Annotated in this window: 17 protein-coding genes; 7 read left to right on the forward strand and 10 right to left on the reverse strand. The window is 42.5% G+C overall.

Annotated elements, in window-relative coordinates:
* Positions 1 to 4: 4 nt before the first annotated feature.
* The 4 genes from D0907_RS15570 to lexA all read right to left on the reverse strand — a co-directional run bounded on the left by D0907_RS15570 (position 5) and on the right by lexA (position 4,433).
* Positions 5 to 535, reverse strand: a complete 531-nt coding sequence (locus tag D0907_RS15570) for a cytochrome c oxidase assembly protein (protein ID WP_036973427.1) — start codon at positions 533 to 535, stop codon at positions 5 to 7.
* Positions 535 to 2,130 carry a cytochrome c oxidase subunit I gene (ctaD, locus tag D0907_RS15575; protein ID WP_036973428.1) on the reverse strand — a complete coding sequence of 532 codons (1,596 nt, stop codon included), beginning with the start codon at positions 2,128 to 2,130 and terminating at the stop codon, positions 535 to 537. Before ctaD ends, D0907_RS15570 begins: the two co-directional genes overlap by 1 nt.
* Positions 2,130 to 3,272 carry a cytochrome c oxidase subunit II gene (gene coxB, locus D0907_RS15580; RefSeq protein ID WP_036973429.1) on the reverse strand — a complete coding sequence of 381 codons (1,143 nt, stop codon included), beginning with the start codon at positions 3,270 to 3,272 and terminating at the stop codon, positions 2,130 to 2,132. The genes ctaD and coxB overlap by 1 nt, the downstream gene beginning before the upstream one ends.
* A 543-nt stretch (positions 3,273 to 3,815) precedes the next feature.
* Positions 3,816 to 4,433: a transcriptional repressor LexA gene (gene lexA, locus D0907_RS15585; RefSeq protein ID WP_036973430.1), complete on the reverse strand. Its 618-nt coding sequence runs from the start codon at positions 4,431 to 4,433 to the stop codon at positions 3,816 to 3,818.
* A 173-nt stretch (positions 4,434 to 4,606) separates the two neighbouring features.
* On the opposite strand from lexA, the gene D0907_RS15590 reads away from it, so the two are divergent.
* Complete coding sequence (locus D0907_RS15590; protein ID WP_036973431.1) at positions 4,607 to 5,044, forward strand: PaaI family thioesterase; 438 nt, start codon at positions 4,607 to 4,609, stop codon at positions 5,042 to 5,044.
* 3 nt (positions 5,045 to 5,047) lie between these two features.
* On the opposite strand, the gene D0907_RS15595 is transcribed toward D0907_RS15590, so the two are convergent.
* A complete protein-coding gene (locus D0907_RS15595; RefSeq protein ID WP_036973432.1) occupies positions 5,048 to 5,428 on the reverse strand; it encodes a hypothetical protein in 381 nt (126 codons plus the stop codon).
* A gap of 147 nt (positions 5,429 to 5,575) precedes the next feature.
* On the opposite strand from D0907_RS15595, the gene D0907_RS15600 reads away from it, so the two are divergent.
* Positions 5,576 to 6,301: a hypothetical protein gene (locus D0907_RS15600; RefSeq protein ID WP_118844730.1), complete on the forward strand. Its 726-nt coding sequence runs from the start codon at positions 5,576 to 5,578 to the stop codon at positions 6,299 to 6,301.
* On the opposite strand, the gene D0907_RS15605 is transcribed toward D0907_RS15600, so the two are convergent.
* Positions 6,276 to 6,629: a VOC family protein gene (locus tag D0907_RS15605; protein WP_036973434.1), complete on the reverse strand. Its 354-nt coding sequence runs from the start codon at positions 6,627 to 6,629 to the stop codon at positions 6,276 to 6,278. The two genes, D0907_RS15600 and D0907_RS15605, sit on opposite strands and share 26 nt — an antisense overlap.
* Before the next feature lie 114 nt (positions 6,630 to 6,743).
* On the opposite strand from D0907_RS15605, the gene D0907_RS15610 reads away from it, so the two are divergent.
* From D0907_RS15610 to D0907_RS15620, 3 genes are all read left to right on the forward strand, one after another.
* Positions 6,744 to 7,403: an endonuclease gene (locus tag D0907_RS15610; RefSeq protein ID WP_065979422.1), complete on the forward strand. Its 660-nt coding sequence runs from the start codon at positions 6,744 to 6,746 to the stop codon at positions 7,401 to 7,403.
* Between the two features lie 98 nt (positions 7,404 to 7,501).
* Positions 7,502 to 9,136 carry a S41 family peptidase gene (locus tag D0907_RS15615; protein ID WP_065979423.1) on the forward strand — a complete coding sequence of 545 codons (1,635 nt, stop codon included), beginning with the start codon at positions 7,502 to 7,504 and terminating at the stop codon, positions 9,134 to 9,136.
* The gene (locus tag D0907_RS15620) at positions 9,129 to 9,503 is read left to right on the forward strand and encodes a hypothetical protein (RefSeq protein ID WP_036973440.1); all 375 of its coding nucleotides are present in this window, start codon (positions 9,129 to 9,131) and stop codon (positions 9,501 to 9,503) included. Before D0907_RS15615 ends, D0907_RS15620 begins: the two co-directional genes overlap by 8 nt.
* Before the next feature lie 107 nt (positions 9,504 to 9,610).
* Here D0907_RS15620 and hmpA read toward each other — a convergent pair whose 3' ends face one another.
* Together hmpA and D0907_RS15630 are read right to left on the reverse strand one after the other, a co-directional pair.
* Positions 9,611 to 10,774, reverse strand: coding sequence for an NO-inducible flavohemoprotein (hmpA, locus tag D0907_RS15625; protein ID WP_036973442.1), 1,164 nt, complete (start codon positions 10,772 to 10,774; stop codon positions 9,611 to 9,613).
* Positions 10,775 to 10,796: 22 nt separating this feature from the next.
* The gene (locus D0907_RS15630) at positions 10,797 to 12,029 is read right to left on the reverse strand and encodes an NnrS family protein (RefSeq protein WP_074989185.1); all 1,233 of its coding nucleotides are present in this window, start codon (positions 12,027 to 12,029) and stop codon (positions 10,797 to 10,799) included.
* Positions 12,030 to 12,187: 158 nt separating this feature from the next.
* Between D0907_RS15630 and norR the strand changes: the two genes are divergently transcribed.
* On the forward strand, positions 12,188 to 13,750 hold the full coding sequence (norR, locus tag D0907_RS15635) for a nitric oxide reductase transcriptional regulator NorR (protein WP_036973447.1): 1,563 nt from the start codon (positions 12,188 to 12,190) through the stop codon (positions 13,748 to 13,750).
* On the opposite strand, the gene D0907_RS15640 is transcribed toward norR, so the two are convergent.
* Entirely contained in the window at positions 13,747 to 14,640 is an 894-nt protein-coding gene (locus tag D0907_RS15640; protein ID WP_036973449.1) for a LysR family transcriptional regulator, read from the reverse strand. The genes norR and D0907_RS15640 overlap by 4 nt on opposite strands.
* 113 nt (positions 14,641 to 14,753) lie before the next feature.
* Here D0907_RS15640 and D0907_RS15645 point away from each other — a divergent pair, with 113 nt between their 5' ends.
* Positions 14,754 to 15,323, forward strand: a complete 570-nt coding sequence (locus D0907_RS15645; RefSeq protein WP_074989184.1) for an NADPH-dependent FMN reductase — start codon at positions 14,754 to 14,756, stop codon at positions 15,321 to 15,323.
* Positions 15,324 to 15,327: 4 nt separating this feature from the next.
* Here D0907_RS15645 and D0907_RS15650 read toward each other — a convergent pair whose 3' ends face one another.
* The gene (locus tag D0907_RS15650) at positions 15,328 to 15,774 is read right to left on the reverse strand and encodes a tellurite resistance TerB family protein (RefSeq protein WP_065979427.1); all 447 of its coding nucleotides are present in this window, start codon (positions 15,772 to 15,774) and stop codon (positions 15,328 to 15,330) included.
* Positions 15,775 to 15,896 lie beyond the last annotated feature (122 nt).

Consider the following 15,896-nt stretch of genomic DNA (forward strand, 5'->3'; position numbering starts at 1 on the left):
CGGCTTAATCGTTCTTGGCCACAACTTGCCCGCTAATATCAAACACGGTGTACGACAATGTTAGCTCTTCCACGTCATCGGGTAGTTCAGTATCAACATAAAACAGTAAAGTGAATTCCACTTCTTCTCCTGCTTTTAACGGCTGTTGATCAAAACAAAAACAAGCAATTTTATGTAGATACTTTGCTGCTTTACCGGGTGAAACACTTGGGATAGCTTGCATTACCTTGTCAGTATTACTGGTATTTTTAGCACTAAACTTAACTTCTCGCATGGCGCCTGGCTGCACAGCGACGCTGTACTGCTCAGACTCCACTTTGAATGGGGCGCCACTTTGCGCATGAGTTGTAAAACTCACATCAACCTGACGTTCAGTATTTACATGCTCACTGACTTTGGCTTGTTCAAGTGAGGGTTTACCATTGAGGCCCGTAACATCACAAAACACGTCATAAAGCGGCACCAATGCGAAGGCAAATGCAAACATAGCTAAACATGCTAACAACAGCTTTTTAAGCAAAGGTGCGTGATTCATTACTTAATCTCCGGTGGCGTCTCAAAGGTGTGATACGGTGCTGGTGAGTCAACTTCCCACTCTAATCCTTCAGCGCCATCCCATACTTTAGCGGGGGCTTTTTCGCCGCCTCTGGCACACTTAAAGACCACTAAAACAAACAGCAGTTGCGATAAACCAAACGCAAACCCACCGATACTGATGATGGCATTGAAATCAGCAAATTGAAGTGCGTAATCTGGAATACGGCGGGGCATACCTGCAAGCCCCACAAAGTGCATTGGGAAAAACAGCACGTTAACGCTAACAAGCGATAACCAAAAGTGCCATTTAGCCAAGGTCTCGTTATACATATTGCCCGTCCACTTCGGCAGCCAATAATAGGCCCCAGCCATAATGGAGAACACAGCACCTGTAACTAATACATAATGGAAGTGGGCAACCACAAAGTAGGTGTCATGATACTGAAAATCGGCCGGTGTAATAGCAAGCATAAGCCCCGAAAAACCACCTAACGTAAATAACACAATAAAGGCGATTGCAAACATCATGGGTATTTCAAAGCTAATAGAGCCTCGCCACATTGTTGCCACCCAGTTAAACACTTTTACCCCAGTTGGCACCGAAATCAGCATCGTCGCGTACATAAAGAACAATTCGCCAGCAACCGGCATACCTGTCGTAAACATGTGGTGTGCCCAAACAATAAAGCTTAAGAGTGCTATTGATGAGGTTGCATACACCATGGACGCATAGCCGAATAATTTTTTGCGCGAAAAGGTCGGCACAATCGTTGAGATAATACCGAACGCCGGTAAGATCATAATGTAGACTTCAGGGTGACCAAAGAACCAGAAAATATGCTGGAACATCACCGGATCTCCGCCACCAGCAGCATCAAAAAAACTGGTCGCAAAGTACTTATCGGTCAATACCATTGTCACGGCACCTGCCAGCACGGGCATAACAGCAATCAGTAAGAAAGCCGTGATCAGCCACGTCCATACAAATAGAGGCAGTTTCATCCATGTCATACCCGGCGCTCTAAGGTTTACAATTGTCACAATGACATTGATAGCGCCCATAATTGAGCTAATACCCATAATATGCACTGCAAACACAAACAGCGCGGTATTATCGTTACTGTAAGTCGTTGAAAGCGGTGCATAGAACGTCCAACCAAAAGCGGGACCACCACCGGGCATAAGCAGCGATGCCAATAAAATAAGGAAGGCAAAAGGTAAAATCCAAAAGCTCCAGTTGTTCATTCGTGGTAAGGCCATATCTGGCGCACCTATCATCATAGGTACCATCCAGTTCGCAAGCCCTGTAAAGGCGGGCATCACAGCCCCAAATACCATGATCAACCCATGTACTGTGGTCATTTGGTTAAAAAAGTGAGGATCAACCAATTGTAAACCTGGTTGGAATAATTCAGCACGGATCACCATCGCCATGGCGCCGCCAATTAAAAACATCGTCAACGAGAAGATCAGGTACAAACTACCGATGTCTTTATGGTTGGTTGTATATAACCAACGCTTGAAACCTTTCGCTGGATGATGGTGGTCGTGATGCGCATGCTCAGTGGCTTGCTCATTAATAACGTTACTCATTAGTTCGCCTCCGCTGCTGCATCAATTGCTGCTTGAATCTGACTCGGTTGAATGACATCACCGGTATTGTTACCCCACGCATTGCGTTTATAAGTGATGACTGCTGCAAGTTGTTTTATTGAAAGCTGTTTATCAAACGCTTGCATCGCTGTACCTGGCTTACCATGTAAAACAATATCAATATGATCGTTCACATCGCCCAACACGATTGGGCTGCCTTTTAAGGCTGGAAATACACCCGGCAATCCCATGCCAGTGGGCTGATGGCAGGCTGCGCAGCTGGCCATATAGACTTGCTCGCCTAAAACAACTAATTCATCTTTCGAAAGAGTTTGATCAAGTAATGCGGCATCTGCAGCAGCGGCTTGTTCTTTCGCTTGTTTTGCGTCTGCAAGCCAAGTCGCAAACTCATCTTCTGGCAATGCCTCAACAACCACCGGCATAAAACCATGGTCTTTGCCACATAACTCTGCGCATTGGCCGCGGTACATACCGGGCTCGTTAATGCGTGTCCATGCTTCATTAATAAAGCCGGGATTGGCATCTTTTTTCACGGCAAAATCAGGAACCCACCAAGAATGTATTACATCATCAGAGGTCATTAAAAAACGTACTTTTTTGTTGATTGGTAACACCAGAGGTTTGTCGACTTCGAGTAGGTAGTGCTCTGTTTTTTCGGCTTGATTATCTATTTGATCTTTCGGTGTCGCTAAAATCGAATAGAAAGCAATATCTTCTCCCATGTATTCATAGTGCCACTTCCACTGCGACCCTGTTACTTTGATTGTAATATCTGCTTTTGAAGCATCTTCCATGGCAATAAGCGTTTTGGTGGCAGGGATCGCCATAGCGATTAAGATCACAAATGGAATTGCAGTCCAAAGTATCTCAACCTTCGTGCTTTCATGGAATTGGGCAGGCTTTGCCCCTTTAGACTTACGATGATGTATCAAAGCCCAAAACATCACCGCAAATACGATGATGCCAATCACACAACAAATAATAAATATCGTCATATGTAATTCATAAACATTATTACTTATATCAGTGACACCTTTACGCATATTGAATTGGCTATTTGCCAAAGCAAGTTGCGGAAGTGCTACCAATATAAGCCACAAGGTGTAACGCAGTTTACCCATGTGACAGCTCCTTTTAATGCTATTGCAAGACGCAAAGCGAAAAGGCGTTACAGCTGGTGCCCATTCGTTTTTTTTATTGTTTAAATACCCAAACCAATCGATGGTTGATGTGTCATCTGCAAACAGCTTGGGTCTGTGTATCATCACGACGCAGTGAACGACACACTCATTGTTTAACCCCCTTACACATTTGTTGTGTGTCTTTTTCGTAAATAGGTGTTAATACAATGTACTTAACCAATTAGTTAAAAAATGAGCAATAAGCAAGTTTTCGTGGTAATAAATGTTTATTTTGGTGCAAAAATAACAACTATAATCAGCGCGTTAATTAATACTTAAGGCAAGTATAAAAACTTAAAAAGAAAGGAAAACTGCGCCGTATAAGGCTTTATGTAGAAAGTAAGGGTTAACAAATCTTAGGTAAACGGTCAAAAACAAACAACGCACCAAATTGAATCAATTTGGTGCGTTGTTTCAAAAAAGTTTAGCAAAGCAGATAAAGGAATTACTCTGCTTGTAACGATTAACGCGTAATATAAAAAGCTACATCCAATCAGCGTTGCGAATAACCCCAACCGCTAAGCCTTCAATATTAAATGACTCATGCTCTAAGTCCACTTCAATCGGGGCAAACTCTTCATTTTCAGCATGCAAAAATACTTTACGTCCTGCTTTTTCTAAACGTTTTACAGTCACATCGTCATCGACACGTGCCACAACAACTTGGCCATTTTCTGCAACTTGCGTTTTGTGTACTGCCAGTAAGTCACCATCCATGATACCAATGTCTTTCATACTCATGCCGTTAACTCGCAATAAGAAGTCTGCAGCGGGTTTAAACAATGCAGGGTCAACCTGACAATGGCTTTCTACATGCTCTTGCGCCAAAATAGGTTCACCCGCGGCAACACGCCCAATCAGTGGTAAGCCAAGCTGTTCTGGCTCGTCTTCTTCGACTAATTGAATGCCTCGGCTTGCTCCAGGCTTCATTTTAATCATGCCTTTTTTTGCCAGTGCTTTTAGATGCTCTTCAGCGGCATTGGCACTTTTAAATCCCAATGTTTGCGCTATTTCAGCACGCGTAGGTGGCATACCAGTGTCTTTAATAAATACTTTAATAAGTTCTAAAATTTGCGATTGGCGTTTTGTTAATGGGCGCATACAACTGGTTTTCCATACAGTACATTTAACTGTGAGTATATACAGTTATCTGAAAATCGCAAATTTAAATTCCCCTTCCTCTCATGATAAAAAACAAGCATTGAACGGTGGGGATAGATACCATATTGTATACCGATATTTCACTTAAGAAGTTAGTTTGCGAAGGAAACACAATGAGCATTTGGTATCAACCATTCACCCTCGAATTATGTAAAGAACTCGAACAGGGTATTACTGGGCAAGGCACATTAATGAAAACAATGGGCATTGAAATAACCGAAATCGGCGACGATTATTTAGTGGCCACTATGCCCGCTATTCCAGAGCATCATAACCCTATGGGGATGGTCCATGGTGGTGCTAATGTTGTTTTAGCAGAGACTGTAGCAAGTTATGCAGCCAATTTTGTGGTCGACTTCACCGCATATTATGCTGTTGGCCAAGAAATAAATGCCAATCACATTAAAGCCTCTCGAAAAGGCCTCTTAACAGCCACGGCAAAGCCACTGCACTTAGGTAAGCGAACATCTGTATGGGAAATTAAAATAACGAATGCGGCAGGTGAACTATGCTGCGTATCACGAATGACCGCAGCGGTAGTCAAGCGTTAGTGATTAACGCTCAACAGGATAAATAGTAATTTCGAGCCCTGCGCCAATCGCTGAAATACGTAATAAGGTGTCTGCGTGCAGGGCTTGATTAAAACATTTAGGTGAGTCACCCGACTCAAACCCAATATCGAAAGTACGCTTTGAGCAAGACAACCATTGCTTTAATGCATTGCGTGAGCACGACTCTATAAGTTCACATAATTGGTTGATAGCTTTATCTGGTGTGCTGATATCAGCCGCGGCTTCAATACGTGCTAATTGACGGTATTCATCTTGGTCGTAATGTAAAACCATGGCGTTTTTCTTTAAATCAGCTACCAGCGCACTCATATCGTGTTTTGATTCAAGTTCCAGATCTACATTTAAAAATTGAATTTCCGACATACTCTCGTTTTTACCCTCTATTGATATCTCTGAAACTTTAACTCAGTTTTGTACATAAACCAAATTTAGAATACAGTAAATGCTGCAAGAGCGTTGAGTCGCTCTGTCTATACCGCTGCCCAATAAAAAAATAATAAGAGGTAATCAATGAATAAGCGCGTATTTAAATATGCCCGTAAAGGGCATAAGTGGCTGGGTTACTTACTCGCCATACAACTCTTTTTTTGGTTATTAGGGGGCTTAGTAATGAGCTCAATACCCCTTCAAAAAGTACATGGTAAACATTTAGCCAATCGTAGCTTAGATAATCCATTTACCTTGCATGATTACCCCGCTTCTCTTGACCAAATAACCAAACAATTTCAGCAAATTGATAGCATTCAATACCGTCATTTTTTAACCACTCCCATCATCGAAGTGACGACTAATAAAGGCGTGTTTAACTTTGACGGTCAATCAGGTCGTGCTATGAGCACACCAACTAAAACTGAAATTATTGCCAATGCAAATGCACACTTACTCATCAAGGCGGATGTCGCGGGTGCGCAGTTACTAGAAAAAGGAGCGAGAGAAGTCGGTCACCGCTCCAATGTGTGGCAAGTGAGCTATAACGATTGGTTAAATACAACCGTTTATTTAGAAGGCGACTCCGGTAAAGTCATTAGTGTTCGTAGCACCTTGTGGCGCATTTTTGACTTTTTCTGGATGCTGCATATCATGGATTATGATGAACGAGAAAATTTCAACAACCCATTACTAATTAGCTTTGCCGCAAGTAGCGTATTATTTTGTATTACGGGCATTATTTTATTACTACAAAATGTCCGTATCAGACGCCGTAAACCGATTACACGTGCTGATCAATCAAAATAGGGTTACCATCAGGGTCGGTGACAATAAAACTGGCATCACCGACCTTTTGTACCGCCAGCCCCTGTTGTTTAAAGTGCGCCTCTAGTTCATCATAAGCACTAAACTCACTTAAAGGTCTCGCACTTTGGTCCCAGCCAGGGTTAAAAGTCAGCATGGTTTTATCAAACATCCCCTGAAACAAACCTATTAAATGTTCACCGTTTTTCATAATCAACCAATTATGCTCTATCTCACCCGCAAACTGAGTAAACCCCAACTTCTCGTAAAATAGCTTTGAAGCATGGATATCTTGTACATTTAAACTCACAGAAAACGCACCTAACCGCATTGTTCAACTCCCATAGACTGTATTTATTAATGACTATAGTTTACTTTTGGCGCGTGCTCTTTTTCTTTTCAGCTCTGCGTTTTACAATAGTGTTTCCAGTAGTTCACTTATGTGATGGATATGCGTTTACTTTTATCAGCAACTTTATGCCTGTTGTTATGCTTTACGGCGTCTGCGGAACAGTTTTCAAACTTTTCTAGCGCCAAAAAATACCTTATTAAAACCTTACCCGAAAACGCTAAAAGCTTATATTGCGGGTGTGATATTAAACGCCAAGGAAAAAAACTGGTGCCCGACCCGAGCGTCTGCGGGTACATACCACGTAACGAAATCACTCGCTCTGGTAAAGAAAATGCACGCGCGAAACGAATTGAATGGGAACATATAGTCCCTGCGTGGGAGTTTGGGCACCAATTACAATGTTGGCAAAATGGCGGGCGTAAAAACTGCCGAAAAGTCAGTGAAAAGTTTCGTAAAATGGAGGCTGACATCCATAATCTAGCCCCTGCAATTGGTGAAATAAATGCCGACCGCTCAAATTTTCGCTATGGAATGGTTGCAACGAGTAGCGCCAACTACGGCGCATGCCCTGTGAAAATAGATTTTAAACAGCGCGTATTCGAACCTCCACTTTATGCAAGAAAACGTATAGCAGACACCTATTTTTATATGCAAAAAACCTATGACTTAAAAATATCAGATAAGCAACGCACCTTGTTTGAGTCATGGCAAAAACTCGAGATAGCCGAAATAAGCAATAGAAAAGCACTGTAAAATTTGTACACCTGTTTACAAAACTACAACCTTACTCTATTGCCTTACCTCTTTCTTGTTGATACTTTTTAAACAATTATTTACAGGAAAGTAGACAAATGTTTAAAAATAACAAACTCGCAGTAGCAATCTTTTTTGCAGTGTCAGGCCTCTCTTTATCTGGCTGTGGTGGCGGAGGTTCATCAACGCCAACCAACCCAGATACAAGCACGCCTACACCACCCCCAACAAATTCTGGACCAACATGGACTGCGGGTACTTTTGCCTCATCGAGTGAATTTAAAGACCAATGTGCAATACCACGCACGGGCACTGATCCTTACAACAATAACCAACCATACCCAGATAAAGCAGGCTCTGAATTTACAGAGAAAATGTGGTTACGCTCTTGGAGCAATGAAACTTACCTTTGGTACGATGAAATTGAAGATAATAACCCAGATAACTTTAATTCAGTGGCCGCTTATTTTGCACAGTTAAAAACGTTCCAAAAAACAGACTCAGGTGCTAACAAAGATAACTTCCACTTTAGCGAACCGACCGAAGATTACTTTAAAGAAGCGCAATCAGGTGTCGTATCTGGCTACGGAATTAACTGGGCATTTATTAAGAATACTCCTCCGCGTGAGTTGCGCGTTGCTTATCTAGAAGATGATTCGCCAGCCGCTAAAGCAGGTTTACAGCGCGGCGATACTATTCTATCGGTTGACAATGTAAGCATTGATAGCAATACCGCAGCAGGCGTCGATACATTAAACGAAGTACTTTTTAGTCCAACAGCTGGCGAATCTCACAACTTTAAGTTGCGCAGCAATGATGGCACTGAAAAGTCGATTAATATCGTCGCCGGAAATATCACCCAAACGCCGGTGCAAAACGTTGGCACCATCACTACCGAAAACGGTTTCAAAGTTGGCTACATGCAATTTAATAGCCATATTAGTATTGCTCAGCAAGGACTTATTGATGCGGTCAATCAGTTTAAAGCCGACAATATTGATGAACTCGTAATCGACTTTAGATATAACCGTGGCGGCTTGTTAGCGCTGTCATCGCAGCTTGCTTATATGGTCGCAGGCCCTGCTAATACTCAAGGTTACTATTACTATCAAACCATTAAAAACGACAAACAACCTGTTGAAAACCCATTTCCGTTCGTTGATATTGAAGTGGACTACTCAACTTTTGAGGTAACTAATAATACCCTGCCAGATCTTAACTTAGCAAAAGTCTATGTACTGAGCACTGAAAGTACTTGTTCTGCCTCAGAAGCTTTTATAAATGGCTTAAAAGGCATTGATGCTGAAGTTATTTTAATTGGTGGTAAAACCTGTGGTAAACCCTATGGCTTTACCCCAACGCATAACTGCGCCACGACGTATTACACCATTCAGTTTACCGGTGCCAACTTTAAAGGTTTTGGTGAATACGCCGATGGCTTAAACCCAACACCAACACCACAATTTGCAGCTGATGTGAAAGGATGTGTCGTTGCTGATGACTTTGATCACTCTTTAGGCGACCAACAAGAAGGACTCCTCGCGGCCGCTCTTTATCATATTGAAAATGATAGCTGTCCTGTTGTGGCGCAAGCATCAGCAACTAAACAGCTAAACTTTGCATCACAAGCAGAACAAGAGACTGGGTTATCGCTTTCACCAAATCGTCCTATTTACAGAGAAAACATGGATTTAACTCGTCCAGTTTCAGCGAAAGGAAAGAGCAATGAGTAAAAAACATGTGCTGGCTGTCGCTATGTTAACAAGCTTAGTGGCGTGTAAAAGTACCCAAGCCGAACAACCACAAAATGCCACACTAACGCGAGTCAACCCAGGTGTCATCACTCAGTTGCAACAAGCGATTCAGTCAGCCAAAGGTGGTAGCTTAGTAACGCTCGCTGATGATGTGTTTACAAAAAGCGCAGAACTATTGATTGATCACGGCACCAGTAAAGGTCCAGATGGTATGCCAATTATGGGGGCACATAGCATTCCATCTGAAAAGTTCATATTGCAAAAAGCCGCTGATCAATGCGTACTTTACTACCCTAAAAAAGAGTTGCGTATTCCACTGCCCAATGTGGAATGCGAAGTCAAATAGCAAAAAAGGCGCAGTATGTTACTGCGCCTTTCATTTTCTAGTGCTTCTGATGAATAGCGTTGCTATCCATGCAATTGTCAATAATTAACCCTTGTCAGATATCGCTATTATAGGCTTTGATGAGGACCAAACACTTCGTAATGAATACGCTCGGCTGCCACACCTAAATTAACAAGTTGCTGTTTAATCAAAGCCATAAAAGCAATGGGTCCACAGATATAAAACGCGCCATCGCTAAGCGGTAACTTTTCAGCCAGTAAAGCAACATCCATCAAACCAGTAAAATCGGCTCCGGCTCCTTCTTTAAACCATGTAAAACAACTCAGCCCTTGGTGTGTATTAACTTCTGACAGCAAATAATCTTTAAATGCATATTGCGCAGCGTTATCACAGGCATGTAAATAATGGATAGGCTGACTAGGTTGCTTGTCAAGTAAGCTTTGCAGCATGGCCAACAAGGGTGTTTGACCAACCCCTGCAGAAATGAATACCACAGGGCTGTTACTTTCACGTAAAACAAAATCACCCGCGGGTGGGTAGACCTCTATGTGCTCGCCCTCATCTAAACTATGTAAATAATTAGAAACCAGTCCTTCTCGCTTCACACTGATCCGATAGTTTTCACCGTTACTTTTTTGTGAGATAGAGTACTGGCGAATTTGAGTATTCTCAGTCTTTTTAGAGTGGACTTTTATACCTAAGTATTGACCAGGTAAGTGCGACACAACGGGCTTTCCATCACAAGGAGTGAGGGTAAAGCTGGTAATAGAATCTGACTCAACGTGTTTTTTAGTGATCGTAAACAAACGAGTACCAAACCAGCCCCCTTTAGCTTGTTTAGTTTTTTGATATAGCGCCATTTCTTCTGTAATGCATACATCGGCAAGCAATGCATATGCTTCACGCCACGCATATTCAACCTCAGGGGTAAATTGCTCTGGCAATAACTCTTTTAAGGTCGCAATTAAATGCCCACCAACAATCGAGTAGTGTTCTGGCAAAATATGGTAACTCGTGTGTTTATGGTTAATACGCGCTAACGCACTTTTTAAGACCTCAAGATTATCAATATTTGCAGCATAAGCAGCTAACGCATTGAATAATGCAAATTGCTGATGCCCTGATTTTTGATGGGTCATATTAAAAATATTTTTTAGCTCAGGATTATAACTAAACATACGATCATAAAAGTACTCAGTAACTTGCGGACCTGCTTCTGCAAGCAAAGGCAGTGTACTTTTTACAACCTGGATCGTTTTTTCAGATAACATATTTTTTCCTATTCAAGAGTAGTTAACCTGGACGGCCATCAACACGACGTTTAAGTAAAATGGGCGCACAATGAAATAAAAATAAAATAAAACCCAGCACCCATAGCAATGCACTTAATTGCCACGCAAGGTGATGGTTTAAAATAGCGGGGAGCAGAGCACGGACAATGGCAGCTCCTGCAATAAGCATAAAGGCGACATTCACGAGTACAGGCACCTGTAAAGGACGACTTGTATGGCCATGCGATACACGCACCATCATGGCAAGAATCATTAAGCCAATCGTGCCAACAGTGACAAGATGCAACGCATCTTTAAAGAGTATGAGTGGGCTGTAAAAGCTAACAGCGATTAACGCTAAACCTATTGCCAGTGCCCAATAAGCAAAATGCAGAGACCACAATAAAGGCACTTTTAATACACCTGCATGCCACCACAAAATACTGCGATAAAAATGCAAGGTAGCTAGCCATGCGAATACCCAGCCAACACTCAATGTGTTAAAAAATAACTGGCTTAAGAAATACCAAGCAATGGCAAATAACGAACTGAATAGCAGTAGCTTATCAAGCTTAGGGCTGCGCACTTGTTCAGTAATATTAAGACCGCGTGCGGTAAAAAAAGGCACAACACGCCCCGCAACAACCCCCACCAATAACACCATGAGTAAAACGGCGGTATCAACAATACTTAGCGCAAAGGAAAACTTTTGCAAAACGACCAAACTGAGGAAAATCATATTGCACGCGCATAGCATGGCGGTAATAAAAATGAACAAATAATTATGACGGCTTTTAGCCTGTAAGAGCATATCAGTCAAAATAGCAATACCAGCCAACCACCACACAAGCTGAAATCCCCCTACCAAGTAAAGGTTAAGTTGACTAATACCATTTACGTCAACAAAGAAACTGCCGCGTGCGATAACCCAAGTCACACTAAGTAAACACAATTTAATACCGCTAACACTTGGCACACCTGTCCACGTTTGCGCTGCGGTCAGTAAGAATCCCATAGCAACGACCCCTGCAAACCCAAATAGCATTTCATGGGCATGCCACAGCGTAGCAGGCATTGTTAACTGCCAACTTGCATAGCCACTCAGAATTAGCAGCCAGTAGCTCATAGATAAAACAGCCAAAATACCAGCCCCTAAAAAGAAAGGTCTAAATGCTAATCCCCATACTGGCCATTTACTTAGCTGATAAACATGGATTTTTTTTGGCATTGGCTCTGTTAAATTAATGACTTTCATTGCAACCCTTATTTGCCCGAATTAGTCAGCCTATTGCACAGTTCACGCCAAAAATAAAAACCATTTATTTTCAATCAATTAAAAACAAATCATTGCCTTATGTGTCATAATGACTCACCATTATAAAAGACAAAAAAACACATTTAGGTCAATTTGACATGACAAGCCAAAAAAGCATCCTCGATATTGCATTGGCACTTGCCCACGTAAATCCAAACAAAAACGACTTCAGCGATCTACTAAGCTGTATAAGTGAATGGATACACTGTGATGCCGTTGCCCTACTTATTAAGCAGGGCGAAACGTTAAAACCCGTCGCCCAGCGCGGCTTGTCTCAAGACACTCTTGGCAGACGCTTTGAGATAAACGAGCACCCTCGTTTATTTGAAATTTGCAGAAGCACCCAACCGCTCAAGTTTGCTAAAGAGTGTGAGCTTCCTGACCCTTATGATGGTTTATTACAAAGTCGTGAGGGGGATTTTCCTGTACATGCATGCATGGGGCTGCCCCTTTACAGTCAACAGCAAGATTCACAATTACTGGCTGTTTTAACCTTTGATAGCCTCAACGAATATGCTTTTGATGATGTCCCCCATACTCAGCTCACACAGCTTATGCAATTAGTCGCAGCACATGTTGAAACCCTCCTTACAGTGCAACATTACCAGCAACATGCACAGCACAATCACCAACTAGCTCAGCAACTTAATCTTGAGGCTTTAACCCGAGAAGGTGTTGAAATAATTGGTAATAGCCACTGTATGCAAATACTAAAAAATGATATTCAATTAGTGGCTGCATCGGAGTTTAGCGTACTGATACAAGGCGATACTGGAGTCGGGAAAGAGCTTGTTGCACGTAATATTCATCTCAATTCGAAGCGACGAGAACAACCCTTAATCCACCTTAATTGTGCTTCGTTACCTGAGAATCTGGCAGAAAGTGAATTTTTTGGGCACAGCAAAGGCGCATTTACTGGCGCCCATTCAACTCGCCAAGGTAAATTTCAACTCGCTGATGGCGGAACACTTTTTCTTGATGAAATTGGTGAATTACCCTTAGCAATGCAAAGTAAGTTGTTGCGCGTACTGCAAAGTGGCGAAGTGCAAACCGTGGGTGAAGATCAAAGTCGTTACGTTGATGTACGCGTTATTGCAGCAACAAATCGCGATTTAAAACAAGAAGTTGCTGAAGGACGTTTTCGCGCAGATCTTTATCATAGGCTGCGCGTTTACCCACTTAACGTACCCGCACTAAAAGAGCGCGAAAATGATGTGATTCTTTTGGCTGGCTTTTTTGTTGAGCAAACTGCGCGCAAACTTGCTATAAAACAGCTAAAACTGGGTATCGACACGCAAATATTGCTACGCCAATATGATTGGCCTGGTAATGTGAGAGAGCTTGAACACGTGATAAGTAGAGCTGCTTTGAAAGCCAAACAACAACAATGGCAACAGAAAATCATCACCATTGAACCACAGCACTGTGATATAGAAAAACGTGCTACAAACACGCACACAACGACTCAGCTTATCAATACCAATACATCCTCGCTGTCATTAAAAGAAGCTACCGATGCGTTTAGTTATCAGATGATTATGCAGCAACTAGAACAGCACAACTTAAACTGGGCAGCCACTGCCCGCACGCTTAAAGTCGACAGGGCCAACCTTGTGAGGCTGGCCAAACGCTTGGGTATTAACGTAAAAAAGTCGCTCTAGTTTTTTAATTTTTTAAAATAGGCTTTTAGTAGCTGGCTAAATGCCTGTACTTTCGCGGTGCGGTGCACCAAGTGATGTGTTACCAACCAGAGGTCGGTCGGCCAAACGAGTTCTTTTGCAAGCACAGGCACTAAATCTGGGTATTGATCTGCGACCTCATGCTGTAAACCACCAATGCCCAGCCCCCTAACAATAGCACGCGTTGCTTCTGATGTTTCTGATACTCTAAGCTTGATTTGTGCGGGTGCTATGTGCTCATCAACCCAAGCAAAATAAGGCACTTTAGCGTTGTAACCAGCTACACCCGACACAAAACTATGCTGCTCTAACTGCTGTAAGGTTTTCGGCAAACCATATTTTTCAATGTAGCTTTTTGAAGCATAAAACCCGGACGATAACTCAGCCAAATGCTGAGCAATATAATCTCCTTCATCAGGGCGAGGGCCTGCACGTACAGCAATATGAGCTTGACCATGGTCAAGACGTAATCGGTTTTGGTCAAGGATCACTTCAAGCCGTACTTGCGGGTGTAGGCTCTGAAACTGTTCGCATACTTCACTTAATACATCAATGAAACCACTGACCGTTGTCAGTAATAAACTGCCACGCAGTTGACTGTCGGCAGCAATAATATCGTTGTGTAGCTTTTCGAGCTCTGCATTAATCGCTTTCGCTGTCGCAAAGAGCTTTGCACCTATTTCTGTCACGGTGTAACCACGCGCATGGCGATGAAATAAGCGTGCATCAAGATTCTCTTCTAAGTTATTAACCCTTCTGAGTACCGTGCTGTGATGAACACCCAAAGATTCTGCCGCGGCAGTTAATGTGCCTAGTCGTGCGACTTCATAAGCAACTTTTACATCTTGCCAATCATCAAATTGAATTGCCATAGCGCCCTCTTGTGTGCGTATATGCACATAAGTTTTGCGTTTATTTGGCTTTTCTGCAAGCTGTTTTTTGCTAAAGTTAAGGTATCAACCGTGAAGCTTAAAAGGAAGCCATCATGACAGCACCAAAAATCATTGCCCTCGCAGGCAGCTTACGTAAAGACAGCTTTAATCAAAAACTAATTAATGAAGCAGCACGCTTCGCCCTTGAAAGCGGTGCTGAAGTAGAAGTGCTTAAACTAAGCGATTTAGACTTACCACTATTCGATGAAGATATAGAAGCACAAGGTACACCTGCAGGTGCACAACGTTTAAAAGATAAACTACGTGCTGCCGACGGTATTTTATTAGCAAGCCCAGAATATAATGGCTCTATTACAGCACCTTTAAAGAATGCCATCGACTGGGCTTCGCGAACTGAGCAAGGTGCAGTGCCTGCATTTCGTAACAAAGTAACGGCACTTTTTGCGTCATCACCTGGTGGTTTAGGCGGCCTACGTGGTTTAAATCATGTACGCGATATTTTATCCGGCATCGGTAGCCTAGTATTAGCTGACCAACTTGCAGTGCCCGCTATCCACACGAAATTAGATGAACACGGCCGCATTAACGATGCCGATACTGCCGAACAAGTTGCCAGCCTTGCACAGCAACTTGTCAGTGTCGCCAGTAAATTAAATAAGTAAGCGTTTAGCTCAACTTTGTCGCTGCTAATTTTGCAGCGATGAAGTCTTCATGAGTCACATACAGAAGACTCGCGACACGGCGAATAACTAATTCTTCATGTTTATCAAGTTCGCCATCAGCGTACGCTAAACGCCATAACAGCTCGATGATATCGATGCGCTGCTCGGCACTGCACTGAGCGTTAATTTGCTTGGAAAATTGGAAGTAATCAATCGCTTCATCTAAGTTTTTCGACGCACCTTCTACAAGCTCCAGCACTTCTTCGTCTGATAAAGAAAAGTATTTCTTTAAGGTGTTGTTCAGTGCCTGTTGCTCATCATCTTGTAACTCATTGTCAGCGCGCATCACCTCAATTAATAGTGCAGCAACAGCCGTTTTGAGGTCATGTTCGCTAATGTTAGATTGGCTGTTGTCCATTACTGAAAAGAGCTGTTTTATTTTACTGAGCATCACATTGTCCCTTTTGGGTGTTAAACTACGTATAGATGTAACGTTACCTTAGTTTGACTATGGATGCTAATTCATGGTTCAACGATGCGATGAATTAACGCATTAATCACATGGAGTTAAGT

Origin of the sequence: Pseudoalteromonas lipolytica (assembly GCF_003515105.1) — a bacterium.
Lineage (GTDB): Bacteria > Pseudomonadota > Gammaproteobacteria > Enterobacterales > Alteromonadaceae > Pseudoalteromonas > Pseudoalteromonas lipolytica.

What these genes read in the sequence shown, in the direction of transcription:
- coxB (WP_036973429.1), bottom strand. Translation starts at nt 3,272, where the DNA reads ATGGGTAAACTGCGTTACACCTTGTGGCTTATATTGGTAGCACTTCCG.
- D0907_RS15645 (WP_074989184.1), top strand. Translation starts at nt 14,754, where the DNA reads ATGACAGCACCAAAAATCATTGCCCTCGCAGGCAGCTTACGTAAAGAC.
- D0907_RS15570 (WP_036973427.1), bottom strand. Translation starts at nt 535, where the DNA reads ATGAATCACGCACCTTTGCTTAAAAAGCTGTTGTTAGCATGTTTAGCT.
- D0907_RS15615 (WP_065979423.1), top strand. Translation starts at nt 7,502, where the DNA reads ATGTTTAAAAATAACAAACTCGCAGTAGCAATCTTTTTTGCAGTGTCA.
- lexA (WP_036973430.1), bottom strand. Translation starts at nt 4,433, where the DNA reads ATGCGCCCATTAACAAAACGCCAATCGCAAATTTTAGAACTTATTAAA.
- D0907_RS15620 (WP_036973440.1), top strand. Translation starts at nt 9,129, where the DNA reads ATGAGTAAAAAACATGTGCTGGCTGTCGCTATGTTAACAAGCTTAGTG.
- D0907_RS15590 (WP_036973431.1), top strand. Translation starts at nt 4,607, where the DNA reads ATGAGCATTTGGTATCAACCATTCACCCTCGAATTATGTAAAGAACTC.
- D0907_RS15610 (WP_065979422.1), top strand. Translation starts at nt 6,744, where the DNA reads ATGGATATGCGTTTACTTTTATCAGCAACTTTATGCCTGTTGTTATGC.
- D0907_RS15605 (WP_036973434.1), bottom strand. Translation starts at nt 6,629, where the DNA reads ATGCGGTTAGGTGCGTTTTCTGTGAGTTTAAATGTACAAGATATCCAT.
- D0907_RS15600 (WP_118844730.1), top strand. Translation starts at nt 5,576, where the DNA reads ATGAATAAGCGCGTATTTAAATATGCCCGTAAAGGGCATAAGTGGCTG.
- norR (WP_036973447.1), top strand. Translation starts at nt 12,188, where the DNA reads ATGACAAGCCAAAAAAGCATCCTCGATATTGCATTGGCACTTGCCCAC.
- D0907_RS15630 (WP_074989185.1), bottom strand. Translation starts at nt 12,029, where the DNA reads ATGAAAGTCATTAATTTAACAGAGCCAATGCCAAAAAAAATCCATGTT.
- ctaD (WP_036973428.1), bottom strand. Translation starts at nt 2,130, where the DNA reads ATGAGTAACGTTATTAATGAGCAAGCCACTGAGCATGCGCATCACGAC.
- D0907_RS15595 (WP_036973432.1), bottom strand. Translation starts at nt 5,428, where the DNA reads ATGTCGGAAATTCAATTTTTAAATGTAGATCTGGAACTTGAATCAAAA.
- D0907_RS15650 (WP_065979427.1), bottom strand. Translation starts at nt 15,774, where the DNA reads ATGCTCAGTAAAATAAAACAGCTCTTTTCAGTAATGGACAACAGCCAA.
- hmpA (WP_036973442.1), bottom strand. Translation starts at nt 10,774, where the DNA reads ATGTTATCTGAAAAAACGATCCAGGTTGTAAAAAGTACACTGCCTTTG.
- D0907_RS15640 (WP_036973449.1), bottom strand. Translation starts at nt 14,640, where the DNA reads ATGGCAATTCAATTTGATGATTGGCAAGATGTAAAAGTTGCTTATGAA.